The sequence below is a fragment of the Flavobacterium esculini genome (genome assembly GCF_048284325.1).
In the GTDB taxonomy this organism is placed as follows: Bacteria; Bacteroidota; Bacteroidia; order Flavobacteriales; family Flavobacteriaceae; genus Flavobacterium.
This window is the reverse complement of the sequence record NZ_JBLVPI010000001.1, coordinates 152,994-173,417: the sequence shown is the minus strand read 5'-3', so window position 1 is coordinate 173,417 and position 20,424 is coordinate 152,994. Positions and strand designations below refer to the sequence as shown.

At 33.6% G+C, this 20,424-nt stretch carries 17 protein-coding genes; 1 reads left to right on the top strand and 16 read right to left on the bottom strand.

The window, feature by feature from the left end:
• Positions 1–81 precede the first annotated feature (81 nt).
• From ACNQGG_RS00780 to ACNQGG_RS00730, 11 genes are all read right to left on the bottom strand, one after another.
• On the bottom strand, positions 82–603 hold the full coding sequence (locus ACNQGG_RS00780) for a YfiR family protein (RefSeq protein WP_417960592.1): 522 nt from the start codon (positions 601–603) through the stop codon (positions 82–84).
• 670 nt (positions 604–1,273) lie between these two features.
• Positions 1,274–1,405, bottom strand: a complete 132-nt coding sequence (locus ACNQGG_RS00775) for a FeoB-associated Cys-rich membrane protein (protein ID WP_417960590.1) — start codon at positions 1,403–1,405, stop codon at positions 1,274–1,276.
• Positions 1,406–1,411: 6 nt separating this feature from the next.
• Positions 1,412–3,514, bottom strand: a complete 2,103-nt coding sequence (gene feoB / locus ACNQGG_RS00770) for a ferrous iron transport protein B (protein WP_417960588.1) — start codon at positions 3,512–3,514, stop codon at positions 1,412–1,414.
• Complete coding sequence (locus tag ACNQGG_RS00765; protein WP_039108275.1) at positions 3,508–3,750, bottom strand: FeoA family protein; 243 nt, start codon at positions 3,748–3,750, stop codon at positions 3,508–3,510. The genes feoB and ACNQGG_RS00765 overlap by 7 nt, the downstream gene beginning before the upstream one ends.
• 167 nt (positions 3,751–3,917) lie before the next feature.
• A complete protein-coding gene (locus tag ACNQGG_RS00760; RefSeq protein ID WP_417960586.1) occupies positions 3,918–4,583 on the bottom strand; it encodes an SCO family protein in 666 nt (221 codons plus the stop codon).
• Between the two features lie 149 nt (positions 4,584–4,732).
• Positions 4,733–7,051, bottom strand: coding sequence for a TonB-dependent receptor (locus tag ACNQGG_RS00755; protein ID WP_417960584.1), 2,319 nt, complete (start codon positions 7,049–7,051; stop codon positions 4,733–4,735).
• A gap of 783 nt (positions 7,052–7,834) precedes the next feature.
• On the bottom strand, positions 7,835–8,764 hold the full coding sequence (locus ACNQGG_RS00750; RefSeq protein ID WP_417960582.1) for a DMT family transporter: 930 nt from the start codon (positions 8,762–8,764) through the stop codon (positions 7,835–7,837).
• A 1-nt stretch (position 8,765) separates the two neighbouring features.
• Positions 8,766–9,587, bottom strand: coding sequence for an SDR family oxidoreductase (locus tag ACNQGG_RS00745; RefSeq protein ID WP_417960580.1), 822 nt, complete (start codon positions 9,585–9,587; stop codon positions 8,766–8,768).
• Positions 9,588–9,726: 139 nt separating this feature from the next.
• Complete coding sequence (locus ACNQGG_RS00740) at positions 9,727–12,048, bottom strand: M28 family peptidase (RefSeq protein ID WP_417960939.1); 2,322 nt, start codon at positions 12,046–12,048, stop codon at positions 9,727–9,729.
• Positions 12,049–12,150: 102 nt separating this feature from the next.
• Positions 12,151–12,501 carry a hypothetical protein gene (locus ACNQGG_RS00735; protein ID WP_417960578.1) on the bottom strand — a complete coding sequence of 117 codons (351 nt, stop codon included), beginning with the start codon at positions 12,499–12,501 and terminating at the stop codon, positions 12,151–12,153.
• Positions 12,498–14,027, bottom strand: coding sequence for a carbon-nitrogen hydrolase family protein (locus tag ACNQGG_RS00730; RefSeq protein WP_417960576.1), 1,530 nt, complete (start codon positions 14,025–14,027; stop codon positions 12,498–12,500). Before ACNQGG_RS00730 ends, ACNQGG_RS00735 begins: the two co-directional genes overlap by 4 nt.
• A 220-nt stretch (positions 14,028–14,247) precedes the next feature.
• Between ACNQGG_RS00730 and ACNQGG_RS00725 the strand changes: the two genes are divergently transcribed.
• On the top strand, positions 14,248–14,580 hold the full coding sequence (locus ACNQGG_RS00725) for a single-stranded DNA-binding protein (protein WP_417960574.1): 333 nt from the start codon (positions 14,248–14,250) through the stop codon (positions 14,578–14,580).
• A gap of 192 nt (positions 14,581–14,772) precedes the next feature.
• On the opposite strand, the gene ACNQGG_RS00720 is transcribed toward ACNQGG_RS00725, so the two are convergent.
• The 5 genes from ACNQGG_RS00720 to metG all read right to left on the bottom strand — a co-directional run bounded on the left by ACNQGG_RS00720 (position 14,773) and on the right by metG (position 20,277).
• Positions 14,773–14,943, bottom strand: a complete 171-nt coding sequence (locus tag ACNQGG_RS00720; protein WP_417960572.1) for a hypothetical protein — start codon at positions 14,941–14,943, stop codon at positions 14,773–14,775.
• Positions 14,944–14,991: 48 nt separating this feature from the next.
• Positions 14,992–15,501: a ferritin gene (locus ACNQGG_RS00715; protein ID WP_417960570.1), complete on the bottom strand. Its 510-nt coding sequence runs from the start codon at positions 15,499–15,501 to the stop codon at positions 14,992–14,994.
• Positions 15,502–15,892: 391 nt separating this feature from the next.
• Positions 15,893–17,149, bottom strand: coding sequence for an OmpA family protein (locus ACNQGG_RS00710; RefSeq protein ID WP_417960568.1), 1,257 nt, complete (start codon positions 17,147–17,149; stop codon positions 15,893–15,895).
• 299 nt (positions 17,150–17,448) lie between these two features.
• Positions 17,449–18,135 (bottom strand): HAD family hydrolase, encoded by a 687-nt coding sequence (locus ACNQGG_RS00705; RefSeq protein ID WP_417960566.1) that lies wholly within the window; start codon positions 18,133–18,135, stop codon positions 17,449–17,451.
• 81 nt (positions 18,136–18,216) lie between these two features.
• Positions 18,217–20,277 carry a methionine--tRNA ligase gene (gene metG, locus ACNQGG_RS00700; RefSeq protein WP_417960564.1) on the bottom strand — a complete coding sequence of 687 codons (2,061 nt, stop codon included), beginning with the start codon at positions 20,275–20,277 and terminating at the stop codon, positions 18,217–18,219.
• Positions 20,278–20,424: the final 147 nt, after the last annotated feature.

Sequence of the window (20,424 nt, the reverse complement as noted above, 5' to 3'; positions counted from 1 at the left end):
ATTACATTACTTGTTAAGTTTTTTCTTCTTAACTCAAATACAAGCAGAAATGGAACGATGCAAATGTGTAATTTGAGATGATTATTGCACAATAATTGCATGTTGCAGCAAGAATGAGCTGATTCCAATTCCAGATTTATTTATAGCTTTAAGATTTACTTCAAATTTTAATTTTTTTTCGATAATAACAAAATTCATCTGCGCCCCTTTTTTTCCATAACCATTTCGCTCTGTTACGATTAATACGGGCTTTCCTGAAAATTTTGAAAGAATGGTTTCGATTGGGATGGTACTATTGTAAGGAACAAACAGAATATTACAAAAACTGATATCTTTCAAGTTTTTATATTCCTTGATCTCAATTTTTTTAGTTTTAGGGATGTCTTGTAATGAAGCGGTAATTGGGCTTCCTTCCAGAATAGCGATCTTAAAAGTTTGATTTTTTGAATAATCTTTCCAATTAACATAATCTATAAAGCGATACAGAAAAGCAGCTTTTAAGGCATATTCCTTTCCCCCAGCATTCTCTTGAGCTACTATAAGATTTCCTCCCATCAGTATGATGATTACTCCCCAAAAAAAGATATGATTTTTAAGTGTCATGACATTTTGTTTTAACGAAGTTCCGACATGATTTGAAAAAATTAATCCTATTATGTTTTTAGATTTTATAGCTTAATAACAAGATGAACAAGGTTTTTAAGAGGTCAAAGTGTAATCAATTGCATAATAACTGTAAGAGGTTTTCATTTAGTTGCTTAAGGCAATTTTTTTTGAAAAATAGCCATTTAAAAATGAATAATTATTAAAAAAGCGAATTGCTTTTTTAATAATAAATAGGTGCTGTATCAAGGTTTCTTGTAGTTTCTCCTTTAAATTATTAAAAGATACCGATTACCAATTCATAGTAATTCTATAATTCCAATCGCTGGGTAGGAGTAAAGCTAAAAGTCCTGAAATTATGTTCAAAAAGTACTTTATATTCAAGTACAAATTAAGATCTATTTTTTTAAAAGTAAAAAATGAAAGTGACTAATTTTGAGTCTAAAAGCAAAATTTTAGACTATGTAAATTTAGTTAATTTAAATCAAATAGTTTAAATTAATGGGTTGATTTTTATTGGTCTCGAATTATAATTTAAAACAATGCATTTTTAGTACATTTCGCTGTAGCTTCTAAAAATTTTCGCTAATTGGTGAAATGGGTTAATATTTAGATTCTTATTATCGCTTCGTTCTTAAAGTTTAAAAATAAATGAATTTACACAAAAACTTTAATGACAGCCACAATCATTATCACTGCCGCAATTTTTACCTGATTTCTTCTTTTTTAAAAAAAATTTTCGGATTAAAAAAGCTAGTGCAATTGCTAGTGCAACAAAAGCTATAATTTCCTGAATATCCATAATCGTTTATTTTAGAATTTGATAGGCAATCAATGCTACAACATAGGCAAAACCACTCATGAATATAAGTTGTCCTAATGGCCATTTCCAACTGTTGGTTTCTTTTTTGGTAATGGCAAGTGTGCTCGCACATTGCAATGCAAAAGCATAAAATAGCAATAAGGATATCCCTGAAGCAAAATTGAATATTTTATTTCCGGTTTCAGGATTGATTTCGGATGCCATTTTATTCTTTATGGTGACTTCATTATCACTGCCGCCAACACTATAAATGGTCGCTAATGTTCCCACAAATACTTCTCTGGCCGCAAACGAACTGATAATGGCAATGCCTATTTTCCAGTCATAACCTAAAGGAGAAATAACAGGCTCAATGGTTTTTCCCATTAAACCAATATAAGAATTTTCTAATTTTTGTGAGGCAACTGCATTTTCAAATTCTGTTTTTGACAACGGTTTCTCTTTGGTTTTTTCAACTACAATAGTTTCTGCATTATTGAATTTCTCTCCAGGACCATAGGAAGCCAAAAACCATAAAACAATCGAAATTGCTAATATGATTTTTCCTGCGCCAAAAATAAATGCTTTTGTTTTTTCGATTACATTAATTCCCACATTTTTAAAAAGAGGTAATTTATAATTGGGCATTTCAACAACAAAATATGTTTTTCCTTTTATTTTTAGAATCTTATTTAAAATGTAAGCCGAAAAAATTGCCATTCCAAAACCCAAAAGATACAATAACATTAAGGTCATTCCTTGCATATTTAAAATCCCAAAAACGCGCGTATCAGGAATCACCAGCGCTATAATGATGGCGTAAACAGGCAATCTTGCTGAACAGGTTGTAAAAGGCGTTACCAGTATGGTGATGAGTCTTTCTTTCCAGTTCTCTATATTTCGGGTTGCCATAATCGCAGGAATTGCACAGGCTGTTCCTGAAATAAGCGGTACAACGCTTTTACCTGACAAACCAAATTTTCGCATGATTTTATCCATCAGGAAAACTACTCTGCTCATATAGCCACTTTCTTCGAGAATGGAAATGAACATAAACAAGAAGGCAATTTGTGGAATAAAGATCAAAATTCCGCCAATTCCTGGAATAATTCCTTGTGAAATTAAATTGGTTAAAACTCCTGGGGGTAAATGGTCAGCAGTAAGAGAGCTCAACGAGGCAAAAGTACTATCAATGAAATCCATAGGGATTTTGGACCATTCGAAAATAGATTGAAAAATGACAAATAATATCAAAAAGAAAATTACATAGCCCCACACTTTATGCGTGAGCACACGATCCAGTTTGCTTCGAAAATCTTTAGCGACGGTTTCATCTACTTTCAATCCTACTTTCAGCACATCATTGATAAATTGGTAGCGTTTTATGGTTTCTTTTTGTTGTAAACGCTTTAAATCCGAATGTGATTTGGTCAATGAACTTCGGATTTCATTACGATCTAAATTCAGGAAATTTACATCCTGTGTGATCACTAACCACAATTTATATAACAATTGATTAGGGAATGTTTTGCGAAGTGTATTGAAATATTCAGGATCAATACTTGATGCATTCAAACAAGGTTCGCTTGAAATAGTTTTGAAAGTGACAATTAATTTTTTTAATTGATCTATACCAAAACCTTTTCTTGAACTAATCAATGCAATTTTAGTTTTGAGATGCTCTTCAAGATAAGTAAGATCTAGTGAAATTCCTTTATATGTCATTCTATCAGCCATATTTATGACTAAGATAGTAGGGATTTCTAAATCTTTTATTTGTGTGAAAAGAAGTAAATTACGTTTCAAATTTTCTACATCTGTAACTACAAGAGCAACATCTGGATATAATTTGTCGTTTTTATTCAGGAGTAATTCAATAACAACATTTTCGTCAATTGAACTGGCATTCAAGCTGTAAGTCCCCGGTAAATCTAGAATATTAGCTTTAACATTATTGGGTAATTTGCAAAATCCAATTTTTTTCTCCACCGTAATTCCAGGATAATTGCCCACTTGTTGGTTTAAACCCGTCAATTGATTGAAAACGGATGTTTTACCCACATTAGGATTTCCTATAAGAGCGACATTAATGTTTCGATTGCTTACCATAAGTTGGTTTTCATGATTTCAACTTCGATTTCTTTCGCCGTTTCTATACGAATAGCAACATGTGAACCATTAATATTCAAATATAAAGGATCTCCAAAAGGAGCAATTTGAAGTAATTCTACCATATTTCCGGGTAAACAACCCATTTCTAAAAGTTTTAAAGGAACGATATCAATATCAAAATCTTTGATAATGGCTTTTTCGCCTTTTTTGAGGGATTGTATCGTTGTTCGCAAGGCTTATTTAGATTGAATTAAGATTACAAAAGTACATATTATAATGCCAAAACAAATGATAATTATCATTTTTGTAACTTTTTGGGATAAATAAAAGCTAAGAAATGGAGACTGTTTATTGGGCTAATAAAGATAGGAAACAGCTGGAGCCCAATTTTTTAATTTTTTTATTCAGTACACAAAAAATCAATATCCTCTATCAAACGTTTCATGTCTTCTTTTTTAGTTCCGTCATAAAAACCGCGAACCCGTCTTTTAGTGTCAACCAAAACAAAATTTTCGGTGTGAACCATATCATACAACTGTTCTGGTCTCCCTAATTTGACTGCTAAATAGGATTTTCTTGCCATCGTGTAAATGGCTTTTTTATCGCCGGTTACCAAGTTCCATTTGCTGTCAACAACTCCATTTTTTATAGCATACGCTTTCAAAACCGGAATGCTGTCAATTTCTGGAAATACAGTATGGGAAAGTAACATTACTTTTGGATTATTAATAATTGCTTTTTGAACTTCTGCTAAATTAGTTGTCATTTTTGGACAAATAGAACCGCAAGTAGTAAAGAAAAAATCAGCAATATATACTTTTCCTTCATAATCTTTCTGGGTGATGGTTTTTCCGTTTTGGTTTACAAACGAAAAATCAGCAATGGTATGGTATTTACTGATGTATTGAACGGTACTGTCTACTAATTCCGGGTTTACATCTGAAGGATTAAAAATAGGTAGTGTTTTGCTTGGTTTAAGAGCTACATAAAACAAGTAAATTGTTATGATGGAGAAGGCTAATAAAACACCAAAAAACTTTCGGTATTTATAAAAAATAGATTTCATAAAAGTAATTTGAAGCAAAAATACGAAAAGGTAATTTTAAAAAAGAATCTCTTTTAATTTTATCAAATTTGAAAGCAAAAAAATTAGAAACAACTGTATTCTTAAGAGAAATACTATTGAATTTTTTTATCATTTATCATTTATCATTTTTAAAATTTAACTATTAAATTGCAAAATAGTTGTCTTCCATGCTGTAAAAATTGTTTAGGACCGCCTATTCTTACATTGGGTTGATAAAATTGAGAATCAAATACATTGGTAACTAGTAATTGTGTTGTGATTTCGGCATCGTACACTTTTATTTTAACATAAGAAAATGTCAAATCGACCTTAGTAAAAGATGGAATGGTAATTATTTGTGTAACATCCTTATTACCATGTTTTGCTTGAATTTGAGAATAATAATTGATTCTTGAATTGATTGTAAAGTTATCAGTTGTATTAAAAGTCAAACCTCCAGTTATTCTATGGGGATAAACTCCCAGATTTACGGTACTAGTGCCAGCGTAATCATCAGCATCTTTTTTAACATAAGAATAACCAATTTCAGTTCTAATGTTCCCTGTTTTATAAAACAATTGGCTTTCAATTCCAAAGACATTTATTGCATTATCTGAATTTATGAACCCCCCCGTTTCGGTAGGTTCAATAAAATTTGTTGCTGTGTTTTTGTAGGCAACAATATTTGCTATTAAATTACTTGTAAACGATTGATTGATTCCAACTTCAAAAGTATTCATACGTGCCGGATCAAGTTCATTAACCACATTATTTACTGATGAGGCACCAAGTTCAAAAATATTAGGTTCACGGAAAGCTTGCCCAAAAAGAAATCGTATTGAAGTTTTTTGAAACGGTGTGTAAACCAAACCACTGCGAAAGGTAAGAATGGATTTATAGATATTGTGGTGATCAAATCGTCCACCCAGCGTGATATATAATTTATCAAAAAGCGTTTTTTGCAATTGTAAAAACAGGGAGTTTTTGTATTGACAAAAAAATGGTTTGCGCATTCTATTCTCAATTGAACGTGTTTCATCAAAACTAATATTTAATCTATCCGTAGAACGAGCTAAACCTAACAAATCAAACATATCAAAAGTATACCCACCGATAATAGACAAGGTTTGACTTGGAACATAATTTAATTGTATATTTCCTTTATATCGTTTTGAACCTGAACTCGATTGCTGTGAATAGGCCATCATAAAATTATTTTTAATTTCTTGATCCGTAAGGGGTAAGTCCGGATTATGCCCCTTTTTCACAAGAGTGTCATAGATGGCGTTGTCAAAAGTGTAGTTTACCCCCCAGAATCTTTCTTTATAAAATTGAAGTTCTGTATTAATTTTAAGTTTGGCAGTAATTTCTTTTTCCATACCGGCATAATACAAGGCCAATTGACGGTAATCACTTTGATTAATGTAATCTAACGAAATATTTTCAAGTCCTTTACTGCCTTTAAGCTCGTAACCTTCTATTCCCACATAAAAGCCTTTGTAAGAAATTTTTGCGGCATAGGGAAGAGACCAGCTCCGCTGTTTAAATTCTTGGTTTACGGGAAACGCGTTAGAAGGGACTCCTTGTCTGAAATTTATGGTGTCTTTTATAAAATCTTTATAATCCCAAAGATTGCTGCGGAAATATCTAAAACTCCCACTAATACGAAAATCATTTAGATTTCTTCCAAAAACAATACTTTGAGATTGAGTACCTTGTGTCCCAATTCCAGTATGATACTCTATTTTATTAAAATCAGGGGAGTCATTTTTTGTGATGATATTAATAACACCAACCAAGGCGTTTGCACCATAAAGAGCAGAAGCCGGACCTTGCAGAATTTCAACTTGTTTTATGTTATGCGTTGCAAATTGTGTTGAAATAAATGTTTCGGAAGCAAATAGATTTTGCATTTCCCGTCCGTTTATCAATAGTATTGTTTGCGAAAAATTACTTAAAAAACCACGTTGTCCGCCAAAAGTAAAGTGATCGGTTCTTATGGCAACCACACCCGGAACGTTTTCTAATAAATTTGTTAAATCAGTGTAGCCGTTTTCGATAATATCTTTTTCAGTGACAACATAAATTGTTGCCGGTGCAATTTTTTGATTTTCTGGTTTTTTAGAAGCAGTTATAACTTCAATATTCATCAGTTCTTCTAAACTGAGCTCAAATAAGTCAATTCCAGCAATCAATGTAATGTTTAAATTTACCATATCACTGGTGATTTCAATCACCTGAACTTTGAAATTTTCTTTTGCAAATTCAAGTATCCCAGAAGTTACCGGCACTTCAATGGAATACTTTCCCGCGTCATCTGTGAAAGTTGCTAGGTCGGTATTTTTCACACTGACTTTTACACTTTCAATAGGTCTGCTTGTTTTGTCGGTTATTACCCCAGTTACTATTCGTTGTGCAAAACCTATATTTACTGTGAGAACCAATATAATAAATAAAGACTTTTTCATGATTTCTTTTTTTATTAATAATTGATAATTTGTTGGTAAAAAAATATCTCTTCCGGTATGATCAAATAAGCTCAATTAACGCTGTAATTTTTTTCTGTTATCTTTTAAATAACCACTGGTTTTTTAATTTCCATTTTTTCGAATCCAAGTGGTCTTAAAAATAGTTTATCCTATTTACAATTTAGTTCTGATAGTATGCCGATAATTTTTTAAGGATGAAATTAGTGTTATAAAGTATCATATCCTCAGTTTTTTTGACAATTGTTTTTTATGGCAGAAAGCCAAAAACGATTTTAATGTCTCCGTATAAGTTGGACTGTAACCATAGTTTAGATAGTAACCAGTGTTCAAATTTTTCTGTTTATGCCCTTTCTTCTATAGATGGAAGTTTAGTGCCTTCTGCTTCTTTATTGAAAAGAATTTTATTATTGGATATTTCGGAAAGTACCAAGTATCCAAAATCAGACATCACCTTGCGCCTTATTGTTGTTTCATACTTGGAACCAAATCCGCTTTCTTATAAAGAAATCACGAGCCAGCTTTCACTTCGGTGTTTTTATAGGTTTCGCTGTTGATTTTTTTTTAGTTTTGGCGTATTAAAGTTAGTGAATTTTTTGATTTGGATCGTTGTTTTTCTAATAAAAAAATGGATGAAAAAGAAGCCAAAAAAGAGCTTCTTCATTAAAATCGTAATTTAATAGTTGTAAATTTTCAAAATACGAGCGTGAAAGTAATAACTCGATTTTGCATCAGCTTATTTCAGGAGGGACATTTACCACTAATCTATACTATCTTACGCCCTTTTCTCAAGGAATAATTCACCATATACAATCCGAATAATGTTACTCCGCCTCCTATACCTAATGCAATAGTCAGCGGTTCTCCAAAAATTATTGTGCCTAAAATGACTGCTACAATTGGGTTGATATAAGCATAAATGCTATTTATTTCTGCCGGTAAGTTTTGAAGCGCATAGATAAAGGCAATGAAAGTAAGAATAGAACCAATGATGACCAAATAAGCAATTGATAACCAAGAAATCATAGGAATAGAACCTAAACTTACGGATGTTCCGGTAGCACCTGTAAAGGCAAAAAGCAAAATACTAGACAAGAACATTTGTAATCCTAAACTAAAATAAGGGTTAAAACTAGCTGCTTTTTTCTTAGTATATAAGGTTCCAAACGCCCAGGTTAAAGTAGCAATAATCGAAATAAAAATACCAAATCTAAAATCAGGAAGCAAGAAATCGCTTAAATGGTCGTAGAAAATGGCGCACACGCCACCAAAACTCACTGTCAAACCAATAACGGCTAATCGTACCAATCGTTCGCCTCTAAAAAAACTGATTATCACAACCCATAGAGGAACAAGAGCGCCTATGATAGCGCCTAAACCACTACTGATGTACTTCACGCCCCAAGTACTTAGTCCGTTGCTTAAAACAAAATTAAGGATGCTTAGAATGATAATTGTTTTCCACTGTTTTCCTTTTGGCCAAGGGGTTTTTTTAAACATGAAAAAGGCAATATAAAGAAACCCGGCTATGAACTGTCTGATGGCGGCAAGTTGTATCGCGGGCATGTGTTTTACCCCTTCTTTTGAAGCTATCCATGTGGTGCCCCAAAAAAAACTGACCCAACATAAGGCTAATATGGGTAATCCAATAGCGTTAATTTTAGATGAAAAAGCGTTTTTAATTTTAGTTTTCACTTTATAAATTTGGTTTGGTAAAAGTATAATTTAAAACAGTTTCTATTTTATCACTCAAAATAGTTTTCCCTATTGATGGCATCGAATGATTAAATTTTGGCAAAACCAAATTTAAATTTATAGCTTTTTGGGTATAATAGCTTTCTCGTGAAGGATGTGATGGCGTTACCGCATTGAAGGTTTCATTCCAAGAATTATCCTCAATAATCTTTAGAATAATACCAATGCAATCTTCCTGATGGATTAGATTTATAGGCGCTTCGGGATTATCAAGATTCTCACGCCCCGCGAGAAATTTTATAGGATGTCGGTCTTCGCCAATTAAACCGCCAAAACGCAGCACACTAGTTTTGAAGTTTTTATTGCTTTGCAAAAGCTGCTCTGTCTCCAGTAATTGTTTTCCACTTTCGGTATCCGGTTGAGGTGGTGTTTCTTCTGAAACGACAGTATGAGTATCTCCATAAACGGAAGTGGAGCTAATGAAAATCACTTTATCAATAGAAGATTTTTCTATAAACGGAATCATATTTCTGATTTTTGAAACGAAGTTTTCTTTTTCTGAACCACGAAGTTTTGGTGGAACATCAACTATCAAAATTTCAGAATTTTCTAAAAAATCGATTATATTTCCATCCGTTTTATGCTCTGAAAGAGCAATTAAAAAAGGAGTGATTCCTGAATTTTCCAACACTGATAATTTCTCTACTGAAGTCGTCGATCCATTTACTGAAAATCCATTTCCTAATAAGGCTTTCGCCAAAGGCAAACCCAACCAGCCACAACCTAGAATGCTAACTTGTGTAATTTTATTTTTTGTAATCAATTTTTTTTCAAATTTATATGCGGTACAAATATTAAGATAGAAATTTTAAACTCGAATTTCACTAATTCGCACGAATCAATTAGTGAAATTCGTGTTTGACTTTTATATGTCGTCACAATTTGTGACCGTGTATTTTTAATTACTTCACTTTCAAACTGTCTTTCACAATCGTCAAACTATCTTTTGCAACAGGAGTTGTAATGCCATTATTCAAAGTGTTTACTACCACTACAGGACTTGGTTTTATTTTTTCTTTAATCACTACCGCATCATTCAAAACGAAAGGTGTTGGCATCATCCAGTTTTCTCTTTTTGCCATTCCAAATAAAGGATTGGTCATTAAATCAAAAGAACTTTCCATCAACCCCATGTCAAAAACGGTAGAGGTATTTATCGTGAATTGCATTTCCAAAGGAACATTGTCAACTACATAGTAACTCAGTATTTTTTTTCCTTTTCGTTGATATAATGAATTTTTCTGACCTAAAGAGGTCACGCCATTTGCTTTGAAATTATGAAAAGCCATTTTTTCATTGGCAAAAATATCATAACGGTTTACTTTTCGGTTCGGAGAAATTTTTATTTTCAAATACCTTTGATTGCCCACAATTCGGTCTTCAAGAAATTCGATAGTTGGTTTTTCCAATGCTTTCATGGGAGCATAAGCTTGATAAGTAAACCCGGAATTGTATTTGCTGAATAAAGGAGTTTCATTCAATTTAGTTGCGTCTTTAGGGTTTTCGCCTAAATAGCCTTTCGTCCAGGAATCAAGATTGGTGTCATACGTTACCCAATTGGCTTTTTTCGTATCGGCATTATAGACGTATAACAAACTATTTGATTTAGCTTTTCCCAATTCGTATCCTGATTCCGAATGCGCTTTCGCAAAAAAGCCGATTGCGAGTACAAAAAATACGAATGACCAGATTCCCTTTTTGGCGAAAGCCCCAAAAACTGGCAACAATAAACTGAATGTCAATACGGTAAGAATCGCACTTCCAAACAGCACTTTTAATCCCAAACCGATAGAGAACATTTGTATAAATGGTGCTATGATAATCAAAGCAGGAATGCTGCAAATAAGATTTAGTGTTTTATTGGATCTTTGGGTAACAATAAAAACACTAAAAATAAATAGCCCAAAGTAAACTGGAATAATCAAAAAGCTTGCACCTTGTAAAGCAAAAGCAAGACCACCGTTGATGATAATCCATAAAGATAATGGTGCCACATAATGATTCATCGTTACCTTTTTGGCAGAAAATTGGTTGTAAAATGCCAAACTTATCGCTAGAGCCAAAAGTACAAATGCAGCAATATAAGCGTGTCCATTGTACGTGAATCCATTGAGTAAATCATTGTATTGCGGGTACACTTTCAATACGATTTTCCATCCAAAAAAAGTAATTAATCCAGTAACGATTAGGGAGCCCAAAAAAGGAATAAATCCTAGACCAATTTCCCGAAATGATAAAATGCGTTTGGCTCTTCCTAAAAACAACAGGAAAATAAATAGTGCCAGTGCAATCACCACCATTGGCAAAACCCAACTGAAAGGATAGCTTATGAAAGTGTATGGAATGGTAAAATAAACATCGTCATCAGTAGCTTGTATGGTACTCAAATCAGCATTCGAAAAATAATTTAACAAAGGCATCAAGTATGTGCCTTGATGTGCTAAAGTGTTTTTGTTCAAATGGTTGATATCATCCTGAGCGGTATGGTAATTAAAATGGTCATCGATAAAGGCAAAATTATATCCTTGAATATTACCTTGCTCTCTAAAAACGGTTAAATCCGTATCATTGGGTAACATTTTATAAATGCTATACATTAGCGAATTAGAAACAGGAAAAGTAGCTTTTGCAGCAGCAAATTCTTTCACCAATCCTGCATTTCCCTTGTTGGTTTCCATCAACATATAACTTGGCCCAGAAGAACCACGTGCTTCAAAGTTCAGCACCAAGCCCACTTCTTTTGACCATTGATGTTGGGTTACAAAAAGTGCTGCACCATTCAATCCCAATTCCTCCGCATCCGAAAACAGAATGATAATATCGTTTTTATGGGGTGTTTTATTGTATAAGAAAGCACGAACACTCTCTAAGATTGTCGCTACGCCGGAGCCGGCATCACTAGCGCCGTGAGAGTAGGAATGCGGTGCGCTGTCATAATGGGTAAGCAACAATAAAGCTTTAGAACTATTGCTTCCTTTTATTCGAGCCAATATATTTTTAGATTTTACCAGATTTCCCCAATCACTCAATGTATATCCTTCTTGAACAGTTGTTTCTAATCCAAGTTTGTTGAGCTCTTTTTGGAGATAGTTGGCTACGACTTCATGATTCTGGGAACCTACATAATGAGGTTGTTTTGAAATGGCTCTTACTTGAACTAAAGCCCTTTTGGTCGAAAATTCAGAAAGCGGACCTTCGTCATCCGAAGTCCAATGTGGCATCATTGTAAAGTAAATCAATCCCAGAATGACTAGGATGAATAAACTGGCAAAAATAGAGGAATAATCTTTTTTCATGGGTAGGTAAGTAGATTGGGGGTTGTGGTATTAAATATCTTTTTTAACTAACATATAAAAATCATTATCCAAAAGCATATAGCCTTGGTCGTAAAGGAAATAGTAGGTATTTCCTGTTTTGGTTTGTAAAATATTGGTGAAAAATTCAAAATCAAAACCTTTGCTTAGGAGTTTCGCTCTAGTGGTTTTTGATTTTCCTTCCACATTAAGTTCGGATAGAATGCGGTAATTCTTGCGCAACTTATTGTTGATGTTGCGCATAAAATTTGTGCTGTCTTTGTTTATCTTGTTATTGTAAGCATTCCGACAGCCGTCACTGCAAAACTTCTTGTCTTCTCGGCCTACTATCTTTTCTCCACATTCTAAGCAGGTCTTATTCATGGATTGATTCTTTTTATTTCGTATAAATCAGTTCTACGGTCTTTTAGAATTCTTGCGCTTCCATGTTCGTGAAGCTCTTTAAGTAAATTTAAATCGACATCTACAATCAAAGTCATTTCAGTATTAGGTGTTGTTTCCGCTTTTATTCCGGTGCTGGGAAATGCAAAATCCGAAGGTGTAAAGACAGCCGTTTGTGCATATTGGATGTCCATATTGTTCACTTTTGGAAGATTTCCGACACATCCTGCAATGGCTACATAACATTCATTTTCTATGGCTCGTGCTTGTGCACAGTGTTTTACTCTGGTGTAACCACTTTGGGTATCGGTTAAAAATGGTACAAACAAAATATTCATTTCTTCATCGGCCAATAATCTGGAAAGTTCTGGAAATTCAACATCATAACAAATCATAATTCCTATTTTTCCACAGTCAGTATCAAAAGTTCTAATTTGTGAACCGCCTTTCATCCCCCAATGCAACACTTCATTTGGAGTGATGTGAATCTTATAATACATTTCAGAGGTTCCGTCTCTTTTGCAAAGAAAGCCAACGTTGTACAAAGTGCCATTTTCTATATAAGGCATACTTCCTGAAATGATATTGATATTATAGGAAATAGCAAATTCCTGAAATTTTTTGCGAATGGGATCTGCATATTTTGCAAGTTCTCTAATGGCATCAGGTTCCGATAAATGATTGTAATCTGCCATTAGTGGGGCAATAAACAACTCCGGAAAAAGGGCAAAATCACTTTTATAACCGGATACGGCATCAATAAAAAATTCAGCTTGTTCAAATAGGGCATCTAAGTTTATTAAAGGGCGCATTTGCCATTGAATTAATCCAAGTCTGATGATACTTTTTTGGGTATTTATTAATTGAGGGCTTTCATCATAATAAATATTATTCCATTCTAATAGTACAGCAAATTCTTTAGAATCAGGGTCTCCCGCCAAATAGTTTTTCATAATTCTCATTACGTGAAAATCATTACTCAACTGAAACGAAAGCACAGGGTCATGCAATTCTTTTAGTTTTACTTTTTCGATATATTTTTTTGGAGTCAGCTTTTCAGCGTATTTATTATAATTTGGAATTCTTCCGGCAAAAACGATAGCCTTTAGGTTTAATTTTTCACACAATTCTTTTCGTGCATCATACAATCGTCTGCCCAGTCTCAAACCTCTATAATCAGGATGAATAAATACATCAATTCCGTACAATATTTCCCCTTTTGGATTGTGTGTCGAGAAAGTAAAATTTCCGGTTATTTTAGCATAATTTGGGTTTTTGTCAACTAAAACCTCATTTACAATTAATGATAGCGCAGCCCCAACCACTTTTCCGTCGGCTAAAATCACTAATTGTCCTTCAGAAAACAGACTCAGTAATTGCTCAATGTCTTGTTCTTTCCAATACGAATCCACCATTTCTGGATAAGATACCACCATGGATTTTTTTAACTGCTTATAGTCGTCAAATTCTAGATTTCGTAATTCTACTTTTTTTATTTTGGCTTGCATAAGAAGTCGATTTCCATCAAATGTAATAAAATATTTCCATTTACAAACGTTTACAAATAGTTACAACCGAAAGTAAACAGTTAGTAACCGAATAATTTTTGGAACCCACCGCATCTTTGCAATGTTGATTTGAAATAAAAATAATTTTGATGATACACTATCAATAACAAAAAAAGAATCTGAAACGAGTTCAGATTAAAACATTTAAATTTTACACGCCATGAATGCATTAAGAAACAAAGTACAGTTAATTGGACACGTAGGGAATGATCCAGAAATCAAAACATTTGATGGAGGAAAAAAATTAGTCAATTTCACTTTAGCGACAAATGAAAGTTACAAAAATGATAAAGGAGAAAAAGTAGAAGAAACCCAATGGCACAAACTTGTAGCTTGGGGAAAAACTGCTGAAATCATAGAGAAATATGTAACCAAAGGAAAAGAAATTGCCATTGAAGGTAAATTGACCCACAGAAGTTACGATGATAAAAATGGTGAAAAGCGCTATATTACGGAAGTAGTGGTCAATGATGTACTTCTTTTAGGGAAGTAGTTTTTTAGTGATCAGTCCCGGTTTTCGGTATCAGTTTGCAGTTGTTATTCTCCGGAAGCTTCAGGAGAAGGGGAAAGCAGTTATTGTAATGTTATAAACTGTCACTGAAAACCAAACAAAAAAACCATCGATAGCGATGGTTTTTTTAACTAAATGTATGGACCGCAACTGCAAACTGCGACTGCACACTTTTTATTTTTCTTTTTTTTCCAAATCAAATCTAGGGCAACGTTTGCAACGTTTGTCTTCCCCTTTTTTATAATTCTCACAACATTTTGATTTGAGTTTGCCCTTAGGAACATCCTTTTTAAGGGTCTTTTTTTTATCCTTTTTCTTTTCCTTATTTTTTTTCTTTTTACTCAATTTTTCAAAGAATTAAAATCAAGATAATTATTTATATATTCGAAAAAATTATTTGTTTGTAGAGCTGTTTAAAGCCATTTGTTGGATATCTCTGTCAAACAAATACAAACCGCCTTTGTCATCACCAATTAGGTTTATCTTGTCTAAAATGAGTTTAGCCTGAGCTTCTTCTTCAATTTGTTCGGCTACGTACCATTGCAAAAAATTATGTGTGGCATAATCCTTTTCTGAAAACGAAATATGAACCAGTTCATTAATTGATTCAGAAACAAAAATTTCGTGTTTGTAAAGTTCTTCAAACATTTCCTTGAATGTTTCATAACTAATTTTTGGTGCTTTTAATTCGCTTACTCTTGCATGGCCGCCACGTTCATTTATATACCGGACCAGTTTAAGCATATGTGCTCGTTCCTCGTCAGATTGGGCATACATAAATTTAGAAATTCCTTCCAAACCATGAGTTTCTGACCAAGAAGCCATAGAAAGATAAGTTTGGGACGATTCTGCTTCAATACGAATTTGATGATTCAACGCGAGTTCTATGTTTTTTGATAGCATGGTAGTAAGTTTTAAGTAAAGTTACAAAAAATACTTAATTTACAGATCCATAATCTCTTAAAAATGAGTTGTAAATTTGCCCAGATACAAACTATTCATTAGTCCATGACGCACATGAGCGGATATTCATAGGAGTCTCTGAGACTGTCGTTTTTGTAAAGAAAATCAATCAGTGCTGCCTTTAGGGCCAATAGTTGTGAAGCTATTAATTTGATCACAACTATATTTGCAATCAAAAATCATTTAGGGAAATGATTAAAGTAGTTTCAAGTTTGAAGAACGTTTATCTGATGAAATTGATATGTTGCAGTTCTTAAAAGTGAAATTTTTTGATATAAAAAAAGCCCTAAAAAAAATTTCTTTAGGGCTTTTTAATATAAAAAGAAGTAGATTATTTTACTGTGAAAGTAACTCTTCTAACTAATTTTCTTGCATTTTCTGAAGTTTTATCAACTGAAGTATCTTCACCAGCAGCAATTACATTCAATCTTGATGCATCAACGTTAGCTTTCACTAAGGTATTTTTTACATTAGCAGCTCTTGCATTAGATAATTTATCATTGTATGCAGATCTTCCTAATTCGTCAGCATGACCAATAATATCAACTGATGCAGAAGGATTGTTTCTTAAATAAGTTAAGATGAAATCAATTCCTTCAGTAGAAACATTAGTTGGTTTAGATTTATCAAAATCAAAATAAACAGCAACATAACCACCGTTGATTAAACTTTTGATTAATTCGTTATCGTATACAGTAGTTGTATCACCAGTTTTGTTAGCGTAATTTTTCAAGATATAAGCTTCTGTTTCATCAGGAACGTTATTGTTGTTCTTGTCAATAGATCTACCTTTAGTATCAACCATTGCTCCTGCAGCAGTATTTGGCTCTAAATCTAAATAATCAGCTACACCGTCATTGTCAGTATCAAGCATCTTAGTTTCAATAGCTGTAAGTCTATTATCTATAACATTGAATCTATCTTCATTATCAAGAACCCAGTCAGCATGTTTTTCGTTTTTACCTAAGTAAACTGTTATACCTGCAGTACCGTTAAAAAGGATTCCACCAAAACCTCTAGTGCTTGATGTGCTAGCGCCATCAAAAGCAACATTTTGTTTTGCATTAAGAATTGTTGTAAAATCTCCTGTTAATGCAATTCTGTTAGTTAATTTGATTTGACCAGTTACACCCGCCATGAAATTACCCATTCTGTCTTTTAGAGAAGACTTTTGACTTTCCATTTGAGATAAACCAAAACCAGCATGACCTAATAAACCAATTGTATTAGTCCAAGTTTCAAAACTCATGATTCTTCCTAAGTTAGCAACACCTTGTAAGTCTACTCTGTAGTACTTCATGTCAAAATCCTTAGAATTGTCTTTTCCTTCAAAACTGTTGTAACCAAAATCAGCTTTTAAACCGAATTTGTTATTAAACATGTAACGAACACCGAAATCAACTACATAAGGGCTCACTAATGTAGTCGAATAACCAGGAGTCATTGGTCTTTGTGGTTTGTTAAAACCGCCAGCTAATTCAACTGACCATTTGTTAAAGCCATCTTCTGTGCTTTTTACAGTTTCTGTTTGAGCACTCATAGTGGTCATTACAGAAGCAAATACTAAAGTAAGTATGATTTTTTTCATATTGTTTCAATTTTAATTTAATGCAAAATTACATCACAAAGTTTGATTAAAAAATTGAAACAGTTAATTATGTAAGAATTAATAATAATTTTATAATGATAAAAAATGAATTTTTTACGTAATACATTGGTTTTTAGAGTTTTGTAAATATTAAAAAAAAGTATTCTTATTTAAAAAAAATTAACCAATAATTTAAAAAACATGTCGTTTTGTGCTTTTTTTAATCAATAATATAAGTTTTTTTGGGTTAAAAAATAATTTTTCAGGTGTCTAATGCCATGTTCTATAATTGCTTAATTCTATCCCAGCCTTTTTAAAACATCAATTATTTTTTCGAAAGCACTGAAGTTTTCATGTTCCACTTTATGGTCGATTTTTTCGTGTGCCCAAGTCGTATGAAAAGGAATATGAACGGCGTGTCCACCGATGGCCAAAACCGGTAAAACATCTGATTTTAAAGAATTACCAATCATGAAAAATTCTTCAGGTTTTATTTCCAAACGTTTAATCAAATCTGAATAATCTATTTCTTGCTTGTCTGACATTACTTCGATATGATGAAAATAATGACCTAAACCTGAATTATGCAATTTTCGACGTTGGTCTAATAAATCACCTTTGGTGGCAACAACCAATTTGTACTTACTGTGTAAAGCTTCTAAAGTTTCTTCTACACCTTCCAATAGAACAATCGGTTTCTCCAGTAATTCTTTTCCGTATTGAATGATTTTTTCAATAATTTCTATAGGAATGGTATTGTTCGAAATATTAATTGCTGCTTCAATCATCGATAAAATATAGCCTTTGATTCCGTAACCGTATAGTTTTAAATTGTCGATTTCGACTTTAAATAATTCTTTAGAAATTCCTTGATGCGACAAATAATCTTCCATCAAACCACAGAATTTCTTCTCGGTTTCATCAAAATACGTTTCGTTGATCCATAAGGTATCATCGGCGTCGAAAGCAATTACTTTTAAGCTCATATTTGTTTGATTTTACCGCAAATTCGCTAATTAATATATTACAGAATATATATTAATTAGCGAATTCGCGGTTGTTTTTTCTTAATTTATCGTTTCTCCATTAGCAACTCCATCCGTATCTGGATTCACAAAAACCAATTTTCCTTCAGGATTGGTAGTCATCAAAATCATTCCTTGGCTTTCTACACCACGAAGGTTTCTTGGAGCCAAATTCACTAAAACAGTTACGCGTTTTCCAACAATGTCTTCTGGTTTAAAACTCTCTGCAATTCCCGAAACAATGGTGCGAACATCAATTCCCGTATCAACTTTCAAAATCAAAAGCTTGTTGGCTTTCGGCATTTTTTCGGCTTCCAGTATCGTTCCTGTACGGATATCCATTTTGGCAAAATCCTCAAATTGAATTGCTTCTTTTTGTGGTTCTGCAACTTTATTCTCCGCTTTGTTTGCAGTTTTAGTAGCTTCCAATTTGTCTATTTGTTTTTGGATTTCCTCGTCTTCAATTTTGGCAAACAATAATTCAGCTTCACCAATTTGGTGTCCAGCCGGAATCAAATCAGAATTTTGAGCAATAGTATTCCAGTTCAACGGACTTTCTATTTTTAGAATTCTGGATAATTTTTTTGCTGTAAAGGGCAAGAACGGTTCGCAAAGTGAGCTCAACGCAGCTGCAATTTGCAACGCAACATACATTTGCGTTTGCACACGCTCCGGATTGTCTTTGATGACTTTCCAAGGCTCTTCGTCAGCCAAATATTTATTTCCCAAACGAGCCACATTCATCAATTCGCTCAAAGCTTCACGAAATCTGTAACGCTCCAGAGAACTTGAAATCACAGCAGGATACGCTTTTAATTCGGTTAAAGTTGCTTCGTCCACTTCCGAAAGTTCATTCGGTTGCGGAACAATTCCGTTGTAATATTTATTGGTTAAAACCACAACACGATTGATGAAATTTCCATAAATCGCAACCAATTCATTGTTGTTTCTCGCCTGAAAATCTTTCCAGGTAAAATCATTATCCTTGGTTTCCGGCGCATTTGATGTCAACGCATAACGCAAAACATCTTGCTGATTCGGGAATTCTTCTAAATATTCGTGCAACCAAACTGCCCAGTTTTTAGATGTAGATAATTTATTTCCTTCCAAGTTCAAGAACTCATTCGCAGGCACATTGTCTGGCAAAATATAACTTCCTTCGGCTTTCAACATCGCAGGAAAAATGATGCAATGGAAAACAATATTGTCTTTCCCAATAAAGTGAACCAGTTTTGTGTCTTTATCTTTCCAGTACGGTTCCCACTCTTTTCCTTCACGTAAAGCCCATTCTTTGGTGGAAGAAATGTAGCCGATTGGTGCATCGAACCAAACATATAATTTTTTTCCTTCGGCACCTTCCACCGGAACATCAATTCCCCAATCCAAGTCGCGAGTTACCGCACGAGGTTCCAATCCGCCATCAATCCACGATTTTACTTGACCGTAAACATTCGGTTTCCAGTCATTTTTATGTCCAACGAGAATCCATTCTTTCAAGAAATCTTCATAACGGTCCAAAGGCAAAAACCAGTGTTTCGTTGATTTCAAAATCGGAGTTTCTCCAGTTATTGTCGATTTTGGGTTGATTAAATCCGTAGCATTCAGTGTTGAGCCACATTTTTCGCATTGATCACCGTATGCTTCTTCGTTACCGCATTTTGGACAAGTCCCCACCACAAAACGGTCCGCCAAGAACTGATCCGCTTTCGCATCATACAATTGCTCGGTCACTTCTTCGATAAAATCACCTTTATCATACAGTTTCTTGAAAAATTCCGAAGCCGTATCATGATGAATTTTAGCCGACGTTCTGGAATAATTATCAAACGAAATTCCAAAATCCGAGAATGATTTTCTGATAATTCCATCATATTTATCGATTACTTCCTGTGGCGTAATGCCTTCTTTTTTGGCTTTCATCGAAATCGCCACACCGTGTTCGTCGCTTCCACAAACAAACAAAACGTCTCTTCCCTGCAATCTTAAATATCTGGAATATATGTCCGAAGGCACGTAAACACCCGCCAAATGGCCAATGTGAATCGGTCCGTTGGTATAAGGCAATGCCGCTGTAATGGTATATCTTTTTGGATTCTGTATCATGATTCAATTTTATTGAGTGCAAAAATAAGCAATAGAATTTTTATTTGAAGCTATTTCCCGCTATCCGTTGCAATCTTTTACTTTTTTAAAGAAAAAAGTAAAAGGATTTTCACTGCTATCGGGGCTAGGGCATTTGGGTTTTCGATG